At 72.8% G+C, this 23,353-nt stretch carries 18 protein-coding genes and 2 pseudogenes; 6 read left to right on the top strand and 14 right to left on the bottom strand.

The genetic code is table 11. The features are described from left to right. Positions 1 to 171 precede the first annotated feature (171 nt). Together rfbA and A6Q81_RS16730 are read left to right on the top strand one after the other, a co-directional pair. Positions 172 to 1,065 carry a glucose-1-phosphate thymidylyltransferase RfbA gene (gene rfbA, locus A6Q81_RS16735; RefSeq protein ID WP_067860648.1) on the top strand — a complete coding sequence of 298 codons (894 nt, stop codon included), beginning with the start codon at positions 172 to 174 and terminating at the stop codon, positions 1,063 to 1,065. Positions 1,066 to 1,073: 8 nt separating this feature from the next. Then, on the top strand, positions 1,074 to 2,189 hold the full coding sequence (locus tag A6Q81_RS16730) for a DegT/DnrJ/EryC1/StrS family aminotransferase (RefSeq protein WP_286691172.1): 1,116 nt from the start codon (positions 1,074 to 1,076) through the stop codon (positions 2,187 to 2,189). Here A6Q81_RS16730 and A6Q81_RS16725 read toward each other — a convergent pair. From A6Q81_RS16725 to A6Q81_RS16695, 7 genes are all read right to left on the bottom strand, one after another. Further along, positions 2,186 to 2,779: a dTDP-4-dehydrorhamnose 3,5-epimerase family protein gene (locus A6Q81_RS16725; RefSeq protein WP_286691171.1), complete on the bottom strand. Its 594-nt coding sequence runs from the start codon at positions 2,777 to 2,779 to the stop codon at positions 2,186 to 2,188. The two genes, A6Q81_RS16730 and A6Q81_RS16725, sit on opposite strands and share 4 nt — an antisense overlap. A 2-nt stretch (positions 2,780 to 2,781) precedes the next feature. Continuing rightward, positions 2,782 to 4,194 (bottom strand): dTDP-4-amino-4,6-dideoxy-D-glucose ammonia-lyase, encoded by a 1,413-nt coding sequence (gene desII, locus A6Q81_RS16720; protein WP_286691170.1) that lies wholly within the window; start codon positions 4,192 to 4,194, stop codon positions 2,782 to 2,784. A gap of 55 nt (positions 4,195 to 4,249) precedes the next feature. Continuing rightward, positions 4,250 to 5,455: a dTDP-4-dehydro-6-deoxyglucose aminotransferase gene (locus tag A6Q81_RS16715; RefSeq protein ID WP_286691169.1), complete on the bottom strand. Its 1,206-nt coding sequence runs from the start codon at positions 5,453 to 5,455 to the stop codon at positions 4,250 to 4,252. Next, on the bottom strand, positions 5,452 to 6,888 hold the full coding sequence (locus A6Q81_RS16710) for an NDP-hexose 2,3-dehydratase family protein (RefSeq protein ID WP_286691168.1): 1,437 nt from the start codon (positions 6,886 to 6,888) through the stop codon (positions 5,452 to 5,454). Before A6Q81_RS16710 ends, A6Q81_RS16715 begins: the two co-directional genes overlap by 4 nt. 70 nt (positions 6,889 to 6,958) lie before the next feature. Beyond that, positions 6,959 to 7,699 (bottom strand): thioesterase II family protein, encoded by a 741-nt coding sequence (locus A6Q81_RS16705; protein WP_067860655.1) that lies wholly within the window; start codon positions 7,697 to 7,699, stop codon positions 6,959 to 6,961. Next, the gene (locus tag A6Q81_RS16700; protein ID WP_286691167.1) at positions 7,696 to 8,385 is read right to left on the bottom strand and encodes a 4'-phosphopantetheinyl transferase family protein; all 690 of its coding nucleotides are present in this window, start codon (positions 8,383 to 8,385) and stop codon (positions 7,696 to 7,698) included. The genes A6Q81_RS16705 and A6Q81_RS16700 overlap by 4 nt, the downstream gene beginning before the upstream one ends. Positions 8,386 to 8,412: 27 nt before the next feature. Further along, a complete protein-coding gene (locus A6Q81_RS16695; RefSeq protein WP_286691166.1) occupies positions 8,413 to 9,576 on the bottom strand; it encodes a cytochrome P450 in 1,164 nt (387 codons plus the stop codon). 189 nt (positions 9,577 to 9,765) lie between these two features. Between A6Q81_RS16695 and erm the strand changes: the two genes are divergently transcribed. After that, positions 9,766 to 10,725 (top strand): ErmE/ErmH/ErmO/ErmR family 23S rRNA (adenine(2058)-N(6))-methyltransferase, encoded by a 960-nt coding sequence (erm, locus tag A6Q81_RS16690; RefSeq protein WP_502692838.1) that lies wholly within the window; start codon positions 9,766 to 9,768, stop codon positions 10,723 to 10,725. Here erm and A6Q81_RS16685 read toward each other — a convergent pair. Then, positions 10,722 to 13,034 (bottom strand): beta-glucosidase family protein, encoded by a 2,313-nt coding sequence (locus A6Q81_RS16685; protein ID WP_286691220.1) that lies wholly within the window; start codon positions 13,032 to 13,034, stop codon positions 10,722 to 10,724. The genes erm and A6Q81_RS16685 overlap by 4 nt on opposite strands. A 257-nt stretch (positions 13,035 to 13,291) precedes the next feature. Between A6Q81_RS16685 and A6Q81_RS16680 the strand changes: the two genes are divergently transcribed. Genes A6Q81_RS16680 through A6Q81_RS16670 form a run of 3 tightly spaced genes read left to right on the top strand, consistent with a single transcriptional unit; the run spans position 13,292 to position 16,482 of the window. Further along, positions 13,292 to 14,527, top strand: coding sequence for a class I SAM-dependent methyltransferase (locus A6Q81_RS16680; protein WP_067860659.1), 1,236 nt, complete (start codon positions 13,292 to 13,294; stop codon positions 14,525 to 14,527). Beyond that, positions 14,524 to 15,744: a cytochrome P450 family protein gene (locus A6Q81_RS16675; RefSeq protein WP_067860662.1), complete on the top strand. Its 1,221-nt coding sequence runs from the start codon at positions 14,524 to 14,526 to the stop codon at positions 15,742 to 15,744. Before A6Q81_RS16680 ends, A6Q81_RS16675 begins: the two co-directional genes overlap by 4 nt. 3 nt (positions 15,745 to 15,747) lie before the next feature. Next, entirely contained in the window at positions 15,748 to 16,482 is a 735-nt protein-coding gene (locus A6Q81_RS16670) for a thioesterase II family protein (protein ID WP_286691165.1), read from the top strand. Here the strand turns inward: A6Q81_RS16670 and A6Q81_RS16665 are convergent. The 6 genes and pseudogenes from A6Q81_RS16665 to A6Q81_RS17340 form a co-directional block, all read right to left on the bottom strand. Continuing rightward, positions 16,479 to 17,393, bottom strand: coding sequence for an SAM-dependent methyltransferase (locus A6Q81_RS16665; protein WP_067860665.1), 915 nt, complete (start codon positions 17,391 to 17,393; stop codon positions 16,479 to 16,481). The two genes, A6Q81_RS16670 and A6Q81_RS16665, sit on opposite strands and share 4 nt — an antisense overlap. Positions 17,394 to 17,455: 62 nt before the next feature. After that, positions 17,456 to 18,451, bottom strand: a complete 996-nt coding sequence (locus A6Q81_RS16660) for an aldo/keto reductase (protein WP_067860667.1) — start codon at positions 18,449 to 18,451, stop codon at positions 17,456 to 17,458. Next, entirely contained in the window at positions 18,448 to 19,719 is a 1,272-nt protein-coding gene (locus tag A6Q81_RS16655; RefSeq protein ID WP_067860669.1) for an activator-dependent family glycosyltransferase, read from the bottom strand. The genes A6Q81_RS16660 and A6Q81_RS16655 overlap by 4 nt, the downstream gene beginning before the upstream one ends. Position 19,720: 1 nt before the next feature. Continuing rightward, a pseudogene (locus A6Q81_RS17425) lies at positions 19,721 to 20,095 on the bottom strand (cytochrome P450); the annotation flags it as partial. Positions 20,096 to 20,802: 707 nt separating this feature from the next. After that, positions 20,803 to 21,957: an alpha/beta fold hydrolase gene (locus A6Q81_RS16645; protein WP_286691163.1), complete on the bottom strand. Its 1,155-nt coding sequence runs from the start codon at positions 21,955 to 21,957 to the stop codon at positions 20,803 to 20,805. Positions 21,958 to 22,024: 67 nt separating this feature from the next. Next, positions 22,025 to 23,284, bottom strand: a pseudogene (locus A6Q81_RS17340) (beta-ketoacyl reductase); the annotation flags it as partial. Positions 23,285 to 23,353 lie beyond the last annotated feature (69 nt).

Genomic DNA, 23,353 nt, shown 5'->3' with positions numbered 1-23,353 from the left:
GTTCCGTCCGTGCGACCGCCGGACTCCTCTGCCACCGGCGCGCTCGGTCTCACGCCGAGTGCATCGAGGACCCCGCGACCAGCTCAGGTCGGACACCCGCCTGGTCGCGCTCCAGGGACCGCGCCCTTCTCCACCGCCCCGCGGGCGAAGAAGGACCGCTAGGGTCGAGACATGCGCGGAATCATCCTGGCCGGGGGCACAGGGTCTCGACTGCATCCCATCACACGCGGCATCAGCAAGCAGCTCGTGCCGGTCTACGACAAGCCGATGGTCTACTACCCGTTGTCCACCCTGATGCTCGCGGGCATCCGCGACATCCTCATCATCACGAGTCCGCACGAGGCAGAGCTGTTCGTGCGTCTCCTGGGCGACGGCAGCGCCTTCGGGGTCAACCTGAGCTACGCGGTGCAGCCGACACCCGACGGCCTCGCCCAAGCCTTCCTCATCGGCGAGTCGCACCTCGGCCAGGAGCCGGCGGCGCTAGTCCTGGGCGACAACATCTTCCACGGGACGGGCATGGGCTACCAGCTGCGCCGACACACCCAGACCGAGGTGGCGGCGATCTTCGGCTACCGCACCTCCAACCCGCAGGCGTACGGGGTCGTCGAGATCGGAGAGGACGGCCGGGCGATCTCCCTGGAGGAGAAGCCGCAGCGGCCCCGCTCGCCCTATGCGGTGCCGGGTCTGTACTTCTACCCCGACGACGTGGTCGAGCACGCCAAGACTCTCGTGCCCTCCGCCCGAGGTGAGCTCGAGATCACTGACCTGAACCGCCTCTACCTCCAGGAGGGCCGCTTGCACGTGGAGGTCCTCCCCCGCGGCACCGCATGGTTCGACACCGGCACCTTCGACTCGCTCAACGATGCCTCGAACTTCGTGCGCACCATCGAGGCGCGTCAAGGGACCCTCGTCGGCTCTCCCGAGGAGGTGGCCTGGCGCGTCGGCTTCCTCTCCGACGCTGAGCTGCTCGAGCGTGCCGAGCGGCACTCCTCGAGCACCTACGGACCCTACCTGCGCGCCCTGCTCGACGAGGGCGACGACGCCCACGATCCCTACCGCGTCTGAGCAGGCCGATGACCATCGACGTCCCGTTCCTCGACCTCGACGCGGCCTACGTGGAGCTTCGTCCCCAGATCGACGCCGCGGTGAGCGGGGTCCTCGCGTCCGGGCGCTACCTGCTCGGCGCCCAGACCGAGGCGTTCGAGGCGGAGTTCGCCGCGGCATGCTCTGCCGCGCACTGCGTCACGGTCGGCAGCGGTTGCGACGCGCTGGAGCTCAGTCTGACCGCACTGGGCGTCGGTCCTGGTGACGAGGTCATCGTCCCCGCCCACACCTTCATCGCCACCTGGCTCGCCGTCTCCCGCTGCGGAGCCCGCCCCGTACCCGTGGAGCCGTCACCCGACGGCTACCTCGTCGACGTCGAGGCGGTCGAGGCCGCCGTCACGCCGCGGACGGCCGCCATCCTCGTCGTGCACCTGTACGGCGAGGTCGCCGATCTCGCCGCGATCCGCCGGGTCGCCGACCGTCACGGTCTCGCTCTCGTCGAGGACGCGGCTCAGAGCACGGGTGCCCGCGGACGGGACGGCGCCGTCGTCGGATCCGGGTCCACCGCGGCTGCCTTCAGCTTCTATCCGGGCAAGAACCTGGGCGCTCTCGGTGACGGCGGGGCCGTCGTCACCGACGACGACGACCTGGCTCGACGGGTCCGCCTCCTGCGCAACTACGGGTCCGTGGCCAAGTACGTGCACGAGGTCCGAGGCACGAACAGTCGCCTGGACGAGATCCAGGCGGCCGTCCTGCGCGCGAAGCTGCCGCTGCTGGACGCATGGAACGCTCGCCGCGCGACCATCGCCGCGCTCTACCTCGACCGGCTCGAGGAGGCATCTGGTGTCCGCCTCCCCCCGCACGACCAGGGCCGGTCTGCCTGGCACCTCTTCGTCGTCCGCTGCCACGACCGGGAGACGCTGCAGCGAGAGCTCACCCGTCACGGAGTCGAGACCCTCGTCCACTACCCGACCCCGGTGCACCTGAGCGCGGCCTACGCGGACCACGGACACCGAGCCGGTTCCCTCCCGCACGCCGAACGTCTGGCCCGGGAAGTGCTGAGCCTGCCCATCGGCCCGCATCTCGCGCTCCCGGCTGCCGAACGGGTGGCCGACCTGGTCGCCGTGCTCGCGGCGCGACCCTAGGGCTCGACGCCCTCTGCCACCATCCTCGGACCCGACCGTGGCAGCAGCCCTCCGGCGCGGGCCTGCGCGAAGGACATCGCCACCTCGTCACGACCGGACAGCAGGGCCGGCACGTCAGCCGGCCACGGGAGGGCCAGCTCGGGGTCGAACGGGTCGATCGCCAGCTCGAGCTCCGCATCGTACGGCGTGCTCACGAGGTAGGACATGATCGTGCCGGGCTCGAGCGCCATGAAGGCGTGCGCGGTCCCGATCGGGAAGTACAGCGCGTTGCATCGCCGTGGGTCGAGCTCCACAGCCTCCCAGGTGCCGAACGTCGGCGAGTCCGTGCGCACGTCGATCATGACGTCGAGCGCCCGACCGGCGGCGCAGTGGACGTACTTCGACTGACCGGGCGACGCGGTGAAGTGCACACCGCGCAGGACCCCGCGGTCGGAGACGATGTGGTTCGTCTGCGCCACGGGGAAGGGGTGCCCGACGGCCGCCACGAACGCCTCCTCCTGCAAGGGGGACGCGAAGACTCCGCGTGCGTCGTGGTGCACCGTCGGCGTGAACTCCCACCCTCCAGCGACGCGCAGCTGACGTGCCTGCACCGTCAACTCGCCCTGACGAGCCCGCGGAAGCGTCCCCACCCATCGGCGACATCCTGGTCGAGCTGGTTCAACCGCGCCGTGACCGACTGGTCGAAGCCGTCGAGGAAGTATTCGTCGCCGGGAGCCGGCTCCACCTCGCGCCCCGACTCGACGAACTCGCGCAGCACGTCGTGCAGGCTGTGATCGGAGGTGACCCGCCCGGCGATGTAGCGGTGGGCTCCGTCGAGGTCGGGGAAGCCAGCCTCCCGGTACAGGTACACGTCGCCCAGCAGGTCGACCTGGACGGCGACCTGCGGGTGCGCGGTGGGCCTCATGGTGTCCGGCCGGATCCGGAGCAGCTCCGCGTCGACCCCGCGACGCAGGCTCTCCAGCGCATAGCCGAGGTCGATCGTCATCCCCGGGGTATGCCGCTCGGCGTACTCCACGAACGCGTCGAGACCGTGGAGGAGCTCGTCTCGCTCCTGCTCGTCGAGCCGGCCGTCGTCGCGACCGCTGTAGTCCTCGCGCACGGTGACGAAGTCGAGCGGACGGTCGGGGCTGGACTCGTTCAGCTCGGCGATGAAGTCGACGAGGTCGATCAGCCGCCCCGTGCGGCCGGGGAGGATGATGTGGTTGAAGCCGAGCCGCAGGTCGCTGCCCCGCTCTTGTCGCTGGTGCATGAACCGCTGCAGGTTGGCCTTGACGCGGCTGAACGCACCCTTCTTCGTGGTGGTCTCCTCGTACTCCTCGTCGTTCAGGCCGTAGAGCGAGGTGCGCAGGGCCCCGAGGTCCCAGACCCCCGGCTGCCGCGACAGGGTCGCGTCGGTGAGCGCGAAGGAGTTCGTGTACATCGTCAGGTCGAGCCCGCGGTTCGCGGCGCGGGTGATCAGCTCGCCCAGACCCGGGTTGGTCAGCGGCTCGAGCCCACCGGACATGTACATGGTCGTGCGACCGTCGTTCGGCACCTCGTCGATCACCGAGGCCAGGACCTCGTTGCCGGGGGTGAGGGAGTCCGCCGCGTACCGCGCCCCGGTCACACGCACGCAGAAGTGGCACCGGAACATGCACGTCGGGCCCGGGTACAGGCCGACGCTCACGGGGAAGGCGAAGCGTCGCTCGACGGCGGCGTCGAGCGCACCGGCCTCGTTGAGCGGCTTGATCGTGTTGCTCCAGTACTTGCCCGCCGGGCCGTGCTCCACGGCCAGCGCCAGCTCGGGCACGCGGTCGAACACCTCCAGCACGGCCGCGAACTCGTCGCGGTCCAGGCCGAGCCTCTGGCGCATCTGCTCCAGCGGGGTGAACGGGTGCGCCCCGTAGTGGGAGACGAGGGCGGCCAGGTGTGCCGCCTTCGCCTCGACCCCGTCCTCGCCCATCGAGCGGAGTCGCTCGGCGACGAGGTCGCGTGCCGTGTGGTGGTCGACGCCGGGTCGTGCCACGTCTAGAACCTTCATCGATGTCTCCATAGGTGTGGACGTGCCCCTGTCCGGGGCCCTAGCTCGGTGCGTTCCTCGCTGCGGTCAGGCGGCGCGCGACGTGCTCCCCGTCGGCGACGACCAGCCGCAGCACGTCGCAGATCCTGCGGATGTCCTCGGCCGAGACGCCCGGCCCGGTGGGCAGGGCGACGACCTGCGCCGCCAGCCACTCCGCGCTCTCGATGCGCTGGGGGGTCTCGGTCCGGTAGGGCTCCATGAGGTGGCACGGCGGCGAGAAGTACGGCTTCGCGACCACCTGCTCGGCAGCGAGCACCCTGATAATCTCGTCTCGGTCGATCCCGGTGTGCGCGGGATCCACCGAGACGATCACGTACTGGTAGTTGCTGCGCTCCTCAAGGTCGAGCTCGTGCAGCCGCAGGCCCTTCACGCCGCGCAGCTCCTCGGCGTACAGCTCGTGGTTGCGGCGGTTGTGCTCGCAGACCTCAGCGAACGCGTCGAGCGAGGTGAGGCCCATGGCGGCCGACGCCTCGCTCATCTTCGCGTTGGTGCCGACGTGCTCCACCCGTCCGCCCTGGCCGAGGCCGAAGTTGTGCATGCTCCGGGCCCGCGCGGCGAGCGTGGCGTCGTCGGTGACCAGGGCCCCGCCCTCGAAGGACGTGACCACCTTGGTCGCGTGGAAGCTGAAGACCTCGGCGTCGCCGAAGCTGCCCGCTGGCCGGTCGTCGCGCGTGCACCCCAGGGCGTGGGCGGCGTCGTAGAGCATGACCAGGCCGTGGTCGTGCGCGAGTCGGTCGAGCTCCTCGACCGGCGCGACCTGGCCCCACAGGTGGACGCCGACGACGGCCCCGGTGCGCTCGGTGATGCGCCGCTTCACGTCGTCGGGGTCGATCAGCCCCGTGACCGGGTCGACGTCACAGAAGACCGGCTCCAGACCGATCCAGCTAGCGGCGTGCGGCGTCGCCGCGAACGTCATGGCCGGCATGATGACCTCGCCGCGGACCCCCGCCGCGTGCATCGCGAGCTGCAGGCCCACTGTGGCGTTGCTCGTGGCCACGCAGTGCCTGACCCCGGCGATCTCGGCGACGGCGGTCTCGAACTCGCTGACCAACGGGCCGCTGTTCGTGAGCCACTCGTTGTTCAGCACCCAGGCCATGCGCGACTCGAAGCGCTCACGGTCCCCCATCGAAGGGCGACCGACGGTGACGGTGTTGAGGAAAGCTGCGGGCCCCCCGAAGACGGCGAGGTCGTCGATGGTGCGCTTCACGGGTGCTCCCCTTGTGCGAGGGCGAGCGCGCAGGCCATGAGCGTGCGCAGCTCGATGGTGACGTAGTTCTCGTGCGTGAGCAGGTCGCCGATCTCGCCCAGGGTCACCCACCGGTGCTCCGGGGTCTGCGACGTGTCGAAGGACGGCGGCACCTCGACGACGACGTACCGGTTCTGGAGGTGGTGGAAGCGTCCGCCCTCCTCGGACTGCCACGAGTCGTACAGCACCGATCCCTCGTCGGCCGTCGCGACGACGTCGAGGTACGGGGGCGCGGCCGACTCGGGCAGGTCGGCGTAGTTCGCGGGCTGGCAGTGCACGGTCGGTGCGAGCTCGGCGACCTCGAAGCCGCCCGCCTGGGTGCGCATCTGCACCAGGGCGCGGAGCACACCGTCGACCTGGGTGACGAGCAGGGCCAGGAGCCCCGGGCTCGCCGCGGCGACGATGGGCTGCGACCACGAGCCGACCTCGCGTCCGCTGGCGGTGACCGTGATGCCGAAGACGGAGAAGTACTTGCCGTCGACGTGCTCGATGGCGTCCTCGCCGAGGACCCAGCCGGACGACGCCGTGTCGGAGAGCGGGCGCAGCCGCTGCACCAGCTCGCGCCGGGACCGGATGTCGGTGACCCACCGGCGCAGCGCGTGGTCGGGCTCCGGTCGGGCCGCGAGGGAGCGGCGCAGGGCCTGCACGCGCTCGTCGACGACGGGGCCGCCGTCGTCGACGGGGCCGAGGCGTCCGGTGGTCGGTAGGCAGGAGATCACGCTGCGCAGGTCCATGTTGACAACGTTGTCGACGAGCAGTGCCGAGCGCAGCACCGACAGGGGCGTCCAGCGGAAGTCCGGGTGCGGCTCGACGTCCTCCTGCACCTCCACGACGAGGTTCCGGTTGCGCTTGCGCAGGAACCACGACCCCTGCTCGGACTGCAGGACGTCGAGCAGCACGTGGCCCGGAGCCGTGCCGTTGACGTGCTCGATGTAGCGCACCGCGTGGCCACGGTGCACGCCGAGGACGTTGCTGCGCGTCGCTTGGATCGTCGGCGACAGCTGCGCCTTCCCGAGGTTGCCGGGCTCGACCTTGGCCTGGACGAGCGCGTGCATGACGCCGTCGACCTCCCGCACGAGCAGGGCGAGGAACCCGACCTCCGGCTGCAGCAGGATCGGCTGCGACCACTCGCGCCGCCACCCGTGGTTCGTCGCGACGGCCAACCCCTCGACCGAGAAGAACCGGCCGGAATCGTGCCGGATCGCTCCGTGCGTGCCGTCGAGGCTCCAGTGCTCAAGGTCGGCGAACGAGGTCCGCTCGACCCGCAGGGCGCGAGCCGCGGCACGCTCGGCGAGCCAGCCGAGCAAGGCGTCGCGCGGATCGGCGCGCTCTCGATCGAGCACGGCTCCGCGTCCCGCGGCAGCCGTGTCCACGAAGGTCGGCGCGTGCTCCATCGGTGGACGCCCCCTTCCTCCACTGGTCGGATCGTGCTGGTCGTCCTGGCCCGTGAGAACTACGTCGATCCTAGCCCGTCGCGGCCCGCCTGAGCACCTCCGCCACCTCGGCGACCTGGTCCACGAGGTAGAAGTGGCCGCCGCGGAAGGTGAGCTCCGTCAGCGCTCCGCGCGAGTTCCGCCGCCATCCGGCAACCGCGTCTGCCGGCACGAGCGGGTCGTCGCGGGCGTGCATGACGGTGAGCGGGGCCTGGACGACGGCGTCCGCCGACCCGCGGTAGGCGCGGACGATGCGGTAGTCGGCCCGCACCGCGGGCAGCACCAGGGCGCGGATCTCCGGGTCGTCCAGCACCGCGACGTCGGTCCCCGAGAGGCGCAGGAGCTCGGTCAGCAGCGCGTCGTCGTCGAGCGTGACCGGCGCCGCCTCCGACCACCCCGGCGCACCCCGGCCGGACACCACGAGGTGCGCGACCGCCGTGCCCCGACCCTCAAGCCGTCGTGCAACCTCGAAGGCCACGACCGCGCCCATGCTGTGACCGAACAGCACCAGCGTCCGCGCCGCGGCACGGGGGGCGAGTCGCGTCGAGACCTCCTCGGCGAGCGCCTCGATCGACGGCAGCTGCGCCTCCCGGTGCCGGTCCTGGCGGCCCGGGTACTGCACCGCCAGCACCTCGAGCTCTGGCAGCAGGGCACCGAGCGGCCGGTAGTAGGTGGCAGACCCGCCGGCGTGCGGGAGCACCAACAACAGCGGCGCGTCGCGCTGCCCCTCGTTCAGCCTTCGGAACCACACGTCGTCACCGCGGTCGATCATCCTGCGCTCCCCTCGAGGTCGTCGATGCGTACGGCGGCCACCAGGATGCCCCGGTGCCGCACCCACGACCCTTGCAACGTCGAGGGCAGCCCGAGCGCGGCGAGCTCGGGAGCCGGGCGCAGCAACGTCGCCCGGAAGGTCGCCGAGCCCCGGTCGACCACCACCGCCGCGTCGTCGAAGTCGAGCCAGCTCCCGGCGAGCGGGTACCACACCTTGAAGACCACCTCCTTGAGGCAGAACACGAGCCTGTCCCATGCAGGTCCGGGAGCGCTCGCCGTCAGGTCCGCGACCATCGAGACCTCCGTCGGGTCGGCGATGCTGTGCAGGATGCCCTCGGGCAGCGGCTCGTCCGGCTCGGCGTCGATCCCGACGGCGCGCACCTCCGTGCGGCGGCCGACCGCGACGCCCACGTAGCCGCTGCAGTGGGTGATGCTTCCGACGACGCCCACCGGCCACATCGGCTCGCCCCGCGGTCCCGAGAGGATCGAGTCGGCGCGGACGCCGAGCTCGTCAAGCGCCGAGCGCGCCAGACGGCGCCCCGCGGCGAACTCACGTCGGCGCGCCGGCACGGCCCCCACGACCAGAAGGCGCTCCGCCGGGGTGAGGCCGTCCTCGTCCCCGTGCGCGAACGCCTCGCCGACGACCAGGCGGGCGTCGAGGAGCCGACGCAGCGGTCCGTCCCCCACGGGACGTGCACCGACGAGACCCACGACCTAGACGTGGACCGGCATGGTGCGCACCCCGAGGACGATCTGGTCGAACATCGCGAACGACGGGTCCTCGCGGTCGACCACGAGCCGGCCGCGGGACCGGACGATCTCCTCGAGCGCGACGACGTTCTCGAGGCGCGCGAGCGGTGCCCCGAGGCAGAAGTGGATGCCGTGGCCGAAGGAGAGCTGCGCCGCGCCGCGCACCCCGCGGTCGGGGTCGAAGCGATCGGGGTCCTCGTGCGCCTCCGGGTCGCGATTGGCCGACAGCACCCACACGTTCACCATGACGTCGGCCGGGAGGTCCACGCCGCCGACCCGCGCCGGGGCAGTCGTCGTGCGCTGCATCTGCGGGAAGGGTGGACGGAAGCGCAGGACCTCCTCGACGATGGCGGGGATCCGGTCCGGGTGCTCGCGGGCGAGATCCCACGCCCAGGGATGCTCATCGAGCGTGTTGACGATGTTGCCGAGCAGGACCGTGGTGGTGACGTGGCCCGCGAGGAGGAGCGCGGTCGAGAAGTTCGCCGCCTCCACGTCGTCGAGCCCGCGCCCGTCCACCTCTGCAAGGACGAGCTTGCTCACCAGGTCGTCGGCGGGCGCGGCGCGGCGCTCGGCGCACAGGCGCTGCAGGTACGACGTCAGAGGATCCAGGATCGCCGCAATGCGCTCCGCCAGGGCCGGGTCGGTCGGGTCGTCCATCTGGATGTCGATGAGGGAGGCCGACCAGGAGCCGAACTGCTCCTGGTCCTCGCGCGGCAGGCCGAGCATCTCTCCGATGATGGTGACGGGCAGCGTGAAGGCGATCTCCTGCACGAGGTCGAAACGCGGTCCGGCCGCGTCGAGCAGATCGCGTGCGACCTCGCGGACTCGCGGCTCCAGGTTCTCGACCATCCGTGGGGTGAACGCGCTGCTGACCACCTTGCGCAGCGCGCGGTGGTCCGGCGGGTCCATCTCGTGGATCATCCCCGGGGTCGGCTCGGAGCCCTCGATCACCCGGTTCGGGTCGGAGGAGAACGTGGCGGTGTCCTTCAGGACCTCGCGGACGTCCGCGTGGCGGAACACGTGCCACACGCCGTACTCGTCGCGCCAGACCGGTTCGTGCGCGCGCATCTCGGCCAGCCAGGCGAGCAGGGCCTTCTCGTCGGACATCGGCGGGACCACGTGGGACACGACTCCTCCTCGCGTTGACGGCGTCAGGCGCACCGCCCGACGCGTCGGACCGGCGCGTCCCCACCGTATCCTGAGACGTACCGACGGGGCCCGTCCCGCCGGCGCACCGACGAGGAGCAGGAGCCCATGGCAGGTCCGCAAGACCGTCCGCGAGGGCGCGGACCCTCCTCCGGTCGCCCGCAGCGGCCGGTGGGCGGCCGCAGCCAGCGCGACCGCGACCGGCGGGTCCTCGGCCAGAACTTCCTGCGCGACCCGGCGACCATCCGGCGCATCGCCGACGCCGCCGACGTCGACCCCGACGGGCTCGTCGTCGAGGCGGGTCCCGGCGAAGGGCTGCTCACCCGCGAGCTCGCCCGACGCGCCGGGCGGGTACGCACCTACGAGCTGGACCAGCGCCTCGCGCGACGACTCTCGACCGACCTGGCCCAGGAGACGAGCATCGAGGTCGTCCACGCCGACTTCCTGACCGCGCCTCACCCCGAGGAGCCGTTCCAGTTCGTCGGCGCGATCCCCTACGGCATCACCTCCGCCATCGTCGACTGGTGCCTGACCGCCCCGACCCTGACGTCGGCGACCCTCGTGACCCAGCAGGAGTTCGCGCGCAAGCGGACGGGTGACTACGGACGGTGGACGGCCCTCACCGTCACCACGTGGCCGACCTTCGAGTGGCAGTACGTCGCCAAGGTCGACCGCACGCTGTTCACACCGGTGCCGCGCGTGCACTCCGCGATCATGCGGCTGCGCCGCCGCCCACAGCCCCTCCTGCGCGACGCGGCGGCGAGGTCGCGCTTCGCGGACATGGTGGAGATCGGCTTCGTCGGCAAGGGCGGCAGCCTCTACCGGTCGCTGACCCGGGAGTGGCCGCGCTCGAAGGTCGACAGCGCGTTCGCGCGCGCCGACGTCCACCACGACGAGATCGTCGCCTTCGTGCACCCCGACCAGTGGATCACGCTGTTCCAGCTCCTCGACGGGTCCCGTGGCGGCGCCGCGCGCGGACCGGGCGACCAGCGGGGGCGGCGCGGCCGCCCAGGCGGAGGCCCCCGGCCGGACGGTCGCGCGGGCGGCGGCCCGCGCCGCGACGCGGGCGGGCGCCGCACGGGTGACGGACGCGGAGGTCGCCCCCGTCCCCCGCGCGGCGGCCAGGCCTAGCGGCGCTTCTCCCGCACCATCACCTCGGCGCTGCGGCGCAGGTCCCTGGAGGACGACCCGACCTCCACGGTCCGGCGGCCGGTGCCCGTCACCCAGGCGTCGCGCTCGACGTCCCAATGCTGCAGGGCGCGCGGCTCGATGCGCACCGTGACCCAGCGCGACTCCCCCGCGGCCAGCCGGACCTTCTCGAAGCCCGCCAGCTGACGCTCCGCCTGGGGGAGGTCGACCCTCGGGCTGGCCCCGAGGTAGGCCTGGACGACCTCCGAGCCGGCGCGGTCACCGGTGTTGGCCACCTTGACGCGGGCGACCAGGCCCCCGTCGCGGGCCGGCCGCACAGTGAGCGGCCCGTACCGGAACGTCGTGTACGACAGACCGTGCCCGAAGGCGAACAGCGGGTCGACGTCCTGCTGGTCGTACCAGCGGTAGCCCGAGAAGATGCCCTCGTCGTAGTGCACGGTGCCGTCGACGCCGGGGAACCGGCGCGCGTCGGCCCCGACCGGCGTCTCCTCGACCGAGCGGGGGAACGTCTGGGTCAGCCGTCCCCCCGGCTCCGCGTCGCCGAAGAGCAGCGCGGTCGTCGCCTCGGCACCGGCCTGTCCCGGGTACCACATGTCGAGCACGGCCTGCGTGGAGTCGAGCCACGGCATGGTGATCGACGACCCGGTGTTGAGCACCACGACCGTCCTCGGGTTCGCGGCCGCCACCGCCGCGATGAGCTCGTCCTGGCGTCCGGGGAGGCCCAACGACGTGCGGTCGGCCGTCTCGGCGCCGTCGTCGTAGCCGAAGACCACCGCGACGTCGGCGTCGCGCGCTGCCTCGACGGCGGCGTCCTGCGCCTGCTGCGCGGCGTCGGGCGTGACCCACGTGAGGTCGACGTCGACGGTCGGGTCGCCTCCGGGCGGCGCGGTCCCCGTCAGCTGCAGATCATGCTCTCCGGCCTCCAGGCGGATCGGGACGCTGGTCAGGGGGCCGAACACGTCGCCGACACCGATCGGCGCGGCGCCGTCGACCACCAGGCCGCCGTTGCCGCCGTCCATCCGGACCGCGAGCCGGTACACGCCGGTCTCGGGCACGGTGAGCGTCCCCTCGTACAGCACGCCGCCGGCATCGGGGGTCAGGCGCCCGCCCTCGAACGCGGGCTGGAGCGCGTCGGGCCCGATCGGCGTCCCCCGCAGCTCCTCCCCGACCTCGTAGCTGACGTCGGCGCCCTGGGCCCGCTCGCGGATGGTGTCGACCGGGGCGTTGGCGTAGTCGGGCTCGACGTAGGAGCTGCCGAGGCCGGTGACCTTGGGTTCCTTCGCCGTCGGCCCGATCACGGCCAGGTCCTGCTGCGCGTCCGGGTCGAGCGGCAGCACGTCGTCCTCGTTCCGCAGCAGCACGGCGCCGTCCTCGGCCACCCGCTGCGCGACCGCGACGCCACCCGCGACGTCGCGCTCGGGGCGGGCGGGCGGGTCGGCGTCGAGCAGCCCGAACCGCTCCATCTGGGTGAGGATGCGCGTCACCGACGTGTCGAGCCGCGACTCAGGGATGCGACCCTCCTCGATCGCCCTGCCCAGCGCGTCGCCGAAGAACTTTCCGGGCGCGAGCGAGCCGTCGGGGTTGACGTCGACCCCCATCTCCTGGTCCAGGCCCGCCTCGATGTCCTCGGTGGCGTGCGCCGCGCCCCAGTCCGACATGACCCAGCCCTCGAAGTCCCACTGCTCACGCAGGATCGAGGTCAACAGGGTCTCGTTGCTGCAGGCGAAGGTGCCGTTGACCTTCGGGTAGGCGCACATGACCGAGGACGCCCCGGCGCGGATCGGCGCCTCGAAGCCGGGCAGCTCGATCTCCCTCAAGGTCCGCTCGTCGATGTCGACGTCGGTCGTGTAGCGGTCGGTCTCCTGCGTGTTGGCCGCGTAGTGCTTGACCGAGGTCATCAGCCCCTGGCTCTGCACCCCGCGGACCTGCGAGGCCGCGATGCGGCCCGTGAGCAGCGGGTCCTCGCTGAACGTCTCGAAGTTCCGGCCGGCCTGTGGCACCCGGATGTTGTTGACCATAGGACCGAGGATCACGTCCTGTCGCGCGGCACGCCCCTCTCGTCCGAGCACCTCGCCGTACTTTCGCGCCAGGTCCTCGTCGAAGGTCGACGCGAGCGCCACCGGCGCCGGCATGGCGACGGCCGGACGACTGATCGTCACACCGGCGGGGCCGTCCGTCCCGCTCAGCTGAGGGATCCCCAGCCGAGGGACACCAGGGAGCCAGAGCTTTTCCAAGGGGTCGTCCAGGTTGTAGTTCCAGTAGACGAAGGACAGCTTCTCCTCGACCGTCATCTGCGTCACCAGACGATGGACCTTCCGGTCGTCCCAGGACTCCTCCGGCCCGGCGGGCCTCGCCTCGACCGCAGCAGTCGAACCGGCTGACAGCACCATCATGATCCCGAACAATCCCCCAAGGATGCGCATGTGCCATTGTGCCCACAGGCCCGGCGCGCGACGCAACCGAAGGACGCCCCGACCCGTGCGCGAGCACCTCCACGGACGAAATCCGCGCTTCTCCGGCGGCGCGGGCGTCGAGTAGGGTCGTCGACGTGAGCATCTCGGCCTGCCGCATCTGCGGACACACCGACCTCGAACCGATCCTGTCCCTGGGCGACCAGGCACTCACGAGCGTCTTCCCGGACCGCCCGGACGCTGCCGTGCCGTCCGTCCCGCTCGACCTCGTCCGGTGCACACCGCCTGGCTGCGGTCTCGTCCAGCTCCGCCACACCGCAGACTTCGGGCTGATGTTCAACGACGGCTACGGATACCGCTCGGGCATCCGACCCTTCATGATCAACCACCTCGGCTCGCTCGTCGCGTCCGTGCGCGCCAAGGTCGACGTCGGCCCCTCCGACCTCGTGGTCGACATCGGCAGCAACGACTCGACGCTTCTGCGCTCCTACCTGCCCGACGCGCCCACGTTGGTCGGCTTCGACCTCGTCGGGGAGAAGTTCCGGCACCTGTACCCCGACGGCGCCGACCTGGTCGCCGGGCCGTTCTCCGCCGAAGCCTTCCAGGAGCGGTACGGCGAGCGCCGGGCGCGGATCGTGACCTCCGTGGCCATGTACTACGACCTGCCGGACCCGGTGGCCTTCATGCGCGACGTGCGCGACGTCCTCGCCCCAGACGGCCTCTGGGTGGCCGAGCAGAGCTACCTTGCCTCCATGCTCGACGCCGGCGCGTACGACGTCGTCTGCCACGAGCACCTGGAGTACTACGCGCTCGCCCAGTTCGACTGGATGGCTGAGAGGAGCGACCTCGTCGTGATCGACGCCGAGGTCACCGACGTGTACGGCGGCAGCCTCCGGGTGACGCTCGGGCACCGCGGCGGTCCGCACGCGCCGAACACGGAGGCTCTCGACCGGATCCGGGCTGCGGAACGCGCTGCCGGGCTCGCGACACCGGCTCCGTACGAGACGTTCGCCCGGCAGACCGAGGAGCACCGCGACCGGCTCGTGGACTTCCTCGACCGGTCGCGCGCGCAGGGCCGGACCACCCTCGGGTACGGCGCGTCCACCAAGGGGAACGTGATCCTGCAGTACTGCGGCCTGACCGCGGAGGACCTGCCGTGCATCGGCGAGGTCAGCCCGGAGAAGGCGGGGACGTTCACGCCGGGGACTGGCATCCCGATCGTCTCGGAGGAGGACGCGAAGGCGCGCCGGCCCGACCAGCTGCTGGTCCTGCCGTGGATCTACCGCGACGGCTTCGTGGAGCGCGAGGCCGAGTTCCTGGCAGGGGGCGGATCACTCGTGTTCCCCCTGCCGCGGTTCGAGGTCGTGTCATGACGGCGCTGCCGGAGGTGCCGGACCTGGACTCCGACGCCTTCCACGTCGACTGGTACGACACGTACGCCCAGCTGCGCGAGCGTCGGCCCGTCACGCCCGTCCGGTTCTTCGGCCAGGACGCGTGGCTCGTGACCGGGTACGAGCAGGCCCGGACCGCCCTCACGGACCTGCGCCTGAGCAGCGACCCGAAGGCCCAGTACCCCGACGTCGACGTCGACTTCCCGGCCTACCTCGGCTTCAGCGACCGCGCCAAGCACTACTTCGTGAACAACATGGGCACCAGCGACCCGCCCAGCCACACCCGGCTGCGCAAGCTCGTCGCGCGGGAGTTCACGGCGCGCCGGGTCATGGCGATGCGGCCCCGCGTGCAGCAGATCGTCGACGGTCTGCTCGACACGATGGCCGAGACCCCCGACGCCGACGTGGTGGCCTCGTTCGCGCACCCGCTCCCGATCCAGGTGATCTGCGAGCTGCTCGGCGTCGAGGAGGGCCGGCGCAGCGACTTCGGTCGATGGAGCGCCGAGATCCTCATCATGGACCCCGAGCGGGCCGAGGCGCGCGGGGCGGCCGCCGAGGAGGTGGTCGACTTCATGCTCGACCTCGTCGAGCGGCGCCGGGCCGCGCCGGGCGACGACCTGCTGTCGGCGCTCATCCAAGCCCGGGACGTCGACGAGGCCCGCCTGAGCCAGGACGAGCTCGTCTCCGTCGCCCTGGTGCTGCTGCTGGCCGGGTACGAGGCGTCGGTGAGCCTAATCGGCATCGGCAGCTACCTGATGCTGCGCCACCGCGAGCAGCTGGACGTCCTGAAGGCCGACCCGACGTTGTGGCCGAACGCGGTGGAGGAGGTCCTGCGCCTCTACGCCCCGCCGGAGACCACCACGCGGTTCGCCGCGCAGGACGTCGAGATCGACGGCGTGAGCATCCCCGCCTACAGCATGGTGCTCGTGGCTGGGGCGGCCGCGAACCGCGACCCCGCGCGCTTCCCGGACCCCGACCGCTTCGACGTGCGCCGCGACACCAAGGGACACCTGACGTTCGGCCACGGCATCCACCACTGCCTGGGCCGTCCGCTGGCGATGCTGGAGGGCGAGGTGGCCCTCCGGTCGCTGTTCGAGCGGTTCCCCGACGTGCACGCCACCGATCTCGACGCGGTCGCGTTCCGTCGCTCGCTGCTGCTGCGCGGCATCGACAGCCTGCCAGTCCGTCTCGGCGGGTGAGCCGTGACTGACGCCGACGGCTGGTTACGCTGCCTCCGCCGCGAGGCTGGGGCGTCCGCGGACCTGCTGTGCCTGCCGCACGCCGGCGCGGCCGCGGACTCGTTCGTGGCGCTGGCCGCTGCCCTCGCCCCGGACGTCGAGCTGTGGGCCGTGCAGTACCCCGGACGTCAGAACCGCAGCACGCAGGAGCAGCTGCCCACAGCCCAGGCGATCGCCGAGGTCGTGGCCGACGCCTGGCGCTCGCGGGCGCGGACCCGACCGTTCGCCGTGCTCGGGCACAGCATGGGCGCCCTCGTCGCCTACGAGGCGACGCGACTCCTCGAGCCGGCCGCCGTCGACGCCCCGGTGCGTCTCGTGGTCTCCGGCCAGACGGCACCGGAGCAGCACGCGGGCCGCACGGACCTGCCGGACGACGACGGCCTGCTGGCGGAGGTCCGGCGCCTGGACCCCGGCACCGTGCTCGACGACGAGGACCTGCGCGAGCACGCGCTGCCGACCCTGCGGGCCGACTACCGCGTCCTGCGCGACTACACCTGGGACCCGCGGCCGCTGCTGCGCACCCCGCTGACCGTCCTGTGCGGCGACGCCGACCCGCTGACGCCCGTCGCCGACGCCGAGCGCTGGCTCGCGCTCTCCATCGTCCCGGGGCGCGTCCGTACGCTCGAGGGCGGCCACTTCTTCCTGCGCGACCACGTCGACACCGTGGCCGCCCTCGTGCGTGAGGACCTCCTGGACTAGGCGGTCGGCTTCCGGGCCGAGGCGATCACGAAGTCCAGCGCGGGGAGCTCACCCTTCATGCCGGCGTCGCTGGTCAACGACCGCTTCACCTGGGAGTAGAAAAGCCGGCTGACGCTCGACTTGAAGCTGTCCTCGGCGAGCTTGTGCTGCCAGTACTCCAGCCACGGCTCCATGACGCGGTCGCGGATGCTGCGCACCTCGACGTCGACGAACCCGGCCGCCTCGAGCTGCTCGGCGTACACCGCGCGCGGGACCCAGTTCGCCGCCGGCATGCCGCCGGACAGCGAGCCCTTGCGCTGGGGCGCCAGTCGGGGCGTGCTCGAGCGCTCCCCGTCGAGGTCCAGCGGGATGATGTCGCCGATGGCGAGCGTCCCTCCCGGCTTCAGCACGCGGAACGCCTCGGCGAAGAACGTCGTTCGCGGGTCGTAGTGCAGCGCGGACTCCAGCGACGTCACCCGGTCGAAGCGCTCGGCCTCGAACGGCAGGTCCGTCGCGGACCCCTCCGAGAACGACAGTGACTCGGTCAGTCCCTCCGCGACGGCCCGCTCCTGCGCGGCCGCGACGTGGCTCGGCGTCAGGTCGATGCCGGTGATGCTGGCCGGGCGACGGCTCTCCCACCAGAAGAAGTCCTGCGCGCCGAGGCCGAAGCCCACGTCGAGCAGGTGGTCGCCCGGGCCCATGCCGGAGGCCTGCGCCAGCTGGTCGGCGAGGGCCTCGTTGGCCTCCTCCAGACTGCTGCAGCCCGGCTCCCAGTACCCCAGGTTGATGTAGGCGCCCTCGGTCGTGGCGTCGTGGTCGTCGGCGAACAGCTCGTACGCGACGCGGGTCCGCGTGGACGGACGCACCCGCGTCCACACGTGCCACCGGACCACGTCACGAACGTCCTTCACGATGCTCTGTCGTGCTGCCATGCCCCTCGATGTCCTCTCTTCATGACGACCGCCGTCCGTGCGGACGACGGGTCGGGGTGGGATCACCCCATCCACGCCCACGGCGCCGCGACGGGAGCCGGGGGCGGGAAGATCGTCTCGAGCGCCGCCACCAGCGACGCGTCGAGCGTGGTCGATGCCGCCCGGAGGGCGGAGTCCAGCTGCTCCGGTGTGCGGGGACCGATGACGGCGCCCGTGACCCCCGGCCGGTCCAAGAGCCAGGCCAGGGCCGCCTCGGCGGGGTCGAGGCCGTGCTCGCGGCACGTCGCCTCGAACGACTCCAGCGACGGGCGCACGGCGGGCAGCAGCTCCTGCGCCCTGCCCTGGGCCGACTTCACCGCGACGCCGCGGCGCAGCTTGTCGAGCGCACCGCTCAGCAGGCCCCCGTGCAGCGGCGACCAGGCGAACACCCCGACCCCGTAGGCCTCGGCGGCCGGGAGCACCTCGAGCTCCACGTCGCGCCGGGCGAGGTTGTAGAGGCACTGATGGCTGATGGTGCCGACGCCCTGGCGGCGCCGCGCCGCCTCCTCGCCCGCGGCGATCTGCCAGCCGGCGAAGTTGCTGGATCCCACGTACCGGACCTTCCCGCTGGCGACGAGGGTCTCCATCGCCTGCCACACCTCGTCCCACGGCGCCGTCGGGTCGTACTCGTGCATCTGCAGCAGGTCGACGTGGTCGACGCCCAGCCGGCGCAGCGACGCCTCGCAGCCCGCCACGACGTGCCGGGCGGACAGCCCCCGCTCCAGCACACCGTCGCCCATGGGGCTGCCGACCTTCGTGGCGACGACGGTGTCCTCGCGCCGCCCGCCACCCTGCGCCAGCCAGCGGCCCAGCAGCTCCTCGGTGTGCCCCTTGTAGAGCCGCCACCCGTAGATGTCGGCGGTGTCGACGCAGTTCACCCCGCGGTCGCGGGCGTGGTCGAGCAGCGCCAGCGCGTCGTCGTCGTCGACCCGGCCGCTGAAGTTCACCGTGCCCAGCCACAGGGAGCTGGTCACGAGTGCCGAGCGGCCCACCCGCACGTAGGGCACGTCGGCGCTCACGGGGCGTGCTCCTCGACGCGACGGACGCACTCCTCGACCACGGCGGCAGGGGTCGGCTCGGACAGCATGGCCTCGCGCAGACGCCGCGCGCCCTCCGCGTACGAAGGCTGCTCGAGCACGGCGACGATCGCGTCGCGCAGTCCCTCGACGGTGAGCTCCGGGACCGGCAGGGCGATGCCGGCACCGACCTGCTCGGTACGGGCGGCACGCACGCCGGTGTCCCAGCCGTCGGGCAGGACCACCTGCGGCAGGCCGTTGATCGCTGCGGTGTGCCAGCTTCCCGGCCCGCCGTGGTGCACCGTCGCCGCGCAGGTCGGCAGCAGCGCGTGCATGGGGACGAATCCGACGGGCCGCACGTTGTCGGGCAGGCGCTCCACGCCGGCGAGCTGGTCCTCGTCGAAGGTGGCGACGACCTCGGCGTCGACGTCGCCCAGCGCCTGGAGCAGGTCAGCGACCGGCACCTGGCCGATGTCGTTCTCGCGACTGGAGATCCCGAGCGTCAGGCAGACGCGCGGCCGCGACGGCCGGTCGCGGAACAGCCAGGACGGAACGGTGGACGGCCCGTTGTAGTCCACGTACCGCATGCCCACCGTGTCGAGCCCCGTGTCGAGGCGCATCGGGGCCGGCGCCGGATCGATGGTCCAGTGCCCGACCACCGCGCGCTCGCTGAAGTGCACCGGTCGGTCGCCGGCGAGACGCTGCATGGTCCACGTCAGCCACTCCCCGAGGGGGTCCTCGCGCAACCCCTCGGGCTGCTCCTCGCGCAGGGCCAGGAAGCGCTGGCGCGCGCGGACCGCGATGTCCGGGCCCCAGAGCAGCCGTGCGTGCGGGACGTCCAGCACCTCGGCGACCACGGAGGCGGCGAAGGTGAGCGGCTCCCAGACGATCAGGTCGGGCTTCCACGACCGGCAGAACTCGAGCAGCCCGTCGGCCAGGGAGTCCGAGCTCATGAGGGCGTAGAACGTCGGCGTGAGCACCGTCTGCATGCCCAGCTGGTGCTGCCAGGTCAGCGTGCTCGGGTCCTCCTCGCTGAAGTCGAGGCTGCGGACGTAGTCGATGATGTCGTAGCCCGCGTGGGTCATGAAGTCGACCAGGTCGACGTCGTCCCCGACGGGGACGGCGGTGAGGCCGGCGGCGGTGATGTCCTCGACGAGCGCCGGGGACGCCACGACACGGACCTCGTGGCCGGCGGCACGGAAGGCCCACGCGAGCGGCACGAGCCCGAACAGGTGGCTCTTGCTCGCCATGGACGAGAACACGACACGCATCTCAGGACTCCTCACGGACGACGGGGAAGCTCAGGCAGGACCGCACGACCGCCGACCGCGGGTCACGGGTCACCGGGCCCACGAGCTCGAGGGGGCGCTCGAGCAGGACGGGCAGCACGAGCACGGCGAGCTCGCGCACGAGCCGCTCGAGCGGGTCGCGCTCGGCGAGCAGGTCCGACAGCGACGGGGTGGTCGGCTCCCGGTCCGGCCGGAACGCGTCGGGATCCTCGAGGAGGGCGTGGTCGCGGTCGGCGACCGCCGTCACGACGATGACCTCGTCGCCCTCGCCCAGCGCGGCCGCACCGAGTGTCGTGGCCGCGGTCGCGGTGCGGCGGACCAGGGCGCGGGTCGGCGCGAGCCGGAGCGTCTCGCGCACGACGGCACGGGTCCCGGGCTCGTCGTCGAGACCTGCCACCCGGCGGCCGTCCAGGAGCAGCACGGCGTCGACGAGGACCCCGCTCAGCAGCGTCGCCACCGTCAGGCGCGCCACGTCGTGCCCGGCGTCGAGCACCTCGAGCGCGGCCACGGTCTGGGCGAGCCGTTGGGGCACGAGCGTCGCGTCGGGGGCCACGCGCCAGGCACGCGCCGCCTCCGCGTCGCGGACGTCGCACGCCGCCAGGGCAGCGGGCCACGCGAGGTCGGCGACGAGGTCGAGCCGGCCCCCTCGCGCGCCGACGGCGTCGCGGACCCGGTCCACCACCCCGTCGGGATCGACGTCGGGCGCGACGTCCTGACGCTCCGCCTCCTGGAACGGCTGGCACCAGGTCGCGTCGGCCACGTCGGCGGCGCGCGCCCACTCCGGGACCCGGGCCGGGCCCCGCCCGAACGCGGCGTCCTCGAGGACGGCGCGCGCGGTCGCGTGGTCGCCCACCACCCAGGTCTCCGTGCGGCTGCGCGCCACCGGCTCCCCGCGCAGCAGGGGGCCGGCGTCGAGCAGGTCGGTCCGCGACCCGCTGAGCACCGACGCGAGGACGTCGCCGTTGCTGCCCCAGCCCCAGAGCAGGCCGCGGACCATCTGGAGCCGCCGCCCCAGCTGCGCGCGCCCGTCCGGGGTCGCGTGGGTCGCGGTGCTGTCGGTCTCGGTCATCGTGCCTCCCACCAGTCGGTGATCCGGGCAGCGACCTGCCCGGCGTGCTCCTGCATCATCGTGAAGTGGTCCCCCGGCACGTCGGCCGTCGCGTGGGCGAAGGGCCACGAGGCCCGCCAGTCGTCGTCGGGCCACGCCGCGATGGGGTCGACGGCCCGCACGAGCAGCGTGGCGACCTGCTGGTCGTCGGGCACCCAGCCCCCGAGCATCCGGTCGTACGCCCCCATCGCCGTGAGCCGCGTGTCGTCCAGGGGGACGGTCTCCAGGTCCAGCAGGCGGCGGGTCAGGACGTCGATCCACCCCTCCACGGCGTCCTGGCGACCGGGCGGGTAGGAGTCGAGCAGGACGACACCGTCGGGCCGGTGCCCCTGCTGCGTCAGCGCGGTCGCGAGCGCGTGGCTCATCAGCCCGCCGGCCGAGTGGCCGACAAGCACGACCGGCCGTGCCGCCACCGCGCGGAGGACGGTCGCGGCCTGCGCCGCGGCCAGGGCCTCCATCGACGCGGGCAGCGGCTCGCCCGCCAGGTATCCGGGCTGGGGCAGCCCCAGCACCGACCACGACCCGTCCAGCGCCGCCGCGAGCCGTGCGAACTCGTGCGGCCCCGAGGGCGCGGCCGTGCCGGCGCAGCAGACCAGCACGGGCCCGTCGCCCGACGTGCCGAGCGCGACGGGGACGACGTGCTCGGCGAGGACGTCGGGGTCGGCGGACCGCTCGCGGAACTCGGCGAGGTCGGCCATCAGCGACAGGAACGGACGCACGCGCGAGGACTCCGCCGCACGCCGGTACCCCTCGACCAGGGATCCACCGGCGGCCGACGGGGTCGGGGAGCCGGCCGCGCGGCCGAGCTCCAGGACCCGTTCCGCGAGCGCCCGGGGCGTCGGGTGCTGGAAGACGACGGTCGCCGGCAGCTCGACGCCCGTGGCGCGCTGCAGCTCGTTGCGCAGACCCACGGCCGACAGGGAGTCGAAGCCGAGCTCGCCGATCGGCTGGTCCGCCGGGACGTCGTCGGCCCGGGCGTGGCCCAGCACCCGCGCCATCTGCGCCCGGACCAGGTGCACGGCCTCCTCGGCCGTCGTCGGCGCCGCCTGCGCGGCCGGCGCCGCGGTGCGCGGCGTCGGGAGCTCCGGGTCGTCGGGCACCAGGTCCGCCACGAGGGGCCCCGTCGAGGAACGCGTTGCCCGCGGCGTAGGCGCCGAGCCCGGCGCTGCCCCAGGTGGCGGCCCCGGAGGAGAAGAGGACGAACGACGACACGTCGGGCAGCAGCTCGTCGAGAAGCCGCGCACCCTCCACCTTCGCGCGCCAGACCTCCTCCGGGCGGTCGACGTCCTCGAGCCGGCGGGCGTCCGGCGCCCCGGCGGCGTGGACCACGACCTCGACCCGGCGGCCCTCGGACCGCAGCCGGTCGAGCACCGACGTCAGCTGGCCGCGGTCGGCGACGTCGCACGCCACGACGGTGGCGTCCGCCCCTGCGGCACGCAGCTCCTCGCCCAGCTCCTGCGCACCGTCGGCGTGCGGACCCCGACGGCTCAGCAGGACCAGGTCGCGGACACCCTGTGCGACGAGGAACCGGGCGACGTGCGCCCCGAGCGCTCCGGTGCCCCCGGTGACGAGGGCCGTGCCGTCGCCCGGCCACCAGCGCCGTCGGCTCCGGTCGGCCGGGGCGGCCACGAGCCGACGGCAGAGCCGCCGGCCCTGGCGCACGGCGACCTGGTCCTCCAGGTCGTCGCCCAGCAGGGCGGCCAGGAGCGCGCCAGTGTCGTCGGCGGTGACCTCGGCGGGGAGGGCGAGCAGCCCGCCCCAGCGCTCCGGGCGCTCGAGCCCGACCACCCGGCCGAGCCCCCAGACCATCGCCGCGTCCGGGTCGACCAGGTCGTCCTCCGCAGCCGCGACGGCGCCGCGCGTGACGCACCACAGCGGGACGTCGACGTCGCAGGCCAGGAACCGCTGCACCCGGTCGAGCTGCTCGGCAGCCCCGCCGCCGAAGGACAGCACCCCCGCCGCGCCGGCGACGTCCTGCGGGTCCGCGAGGTCCAGCGGCACGAACCTCGTGCCCACGCCCTGCAGGACCTTCTCCAGGTCGGCCGGCGGCTCGCCGAGCGTCAGGAGGGTCGCCGCTCCGGGGTCGGGAACCGACGGTTCGGCAACCGTCCGCCACACGATGCCGTAGCGGTCGCCGACGGACCGGTCGGCCGGCTCCGGGGCGAGCCAGTACCGCACCGGCTCGAAGGCCGTCGTGGGCAGCCGGGCGGGCAGGGTGCGGTCCAGCAAGGCCGTCCAGTCGACCTCGACGCCGTGCGCGTGCGCCCGCGCCAGCTCGTGGAGCAGGTGCTCGTCGCGCTCGCGGTGCAGCGAACCGAGCACGAGTCCGTCCGGAGCGGTCTCCTGCACGGCGGCGGCGAGCACCGGATGCGGACTGACCTCCAGGAACACCTCGTGCCCCTCGTCCACCGCAGCCCGCACCGCCGCGTCGAACCGCACCGTGCCCCGCAGGTTCTCGTACCAGTACGCCCCGTCCAGCTCCGGCCCCTCCACCCGCGCACCCCGCAG

Source organism: Aeromicrobium sp. REDSEA-S38_B2, assembly GCF_001628525.1.
GTDB classification, from domain to species: domain Bacteria; phylum Actinomycetota; class Actinomycetes; order Propionibacteriales; family Nocardioidaceae; genus Aeromicrobium; species Aeromicrobium erythreum.
This window is presented reverse-complemented; position numbering and strand designations above follow the sequence as displayed.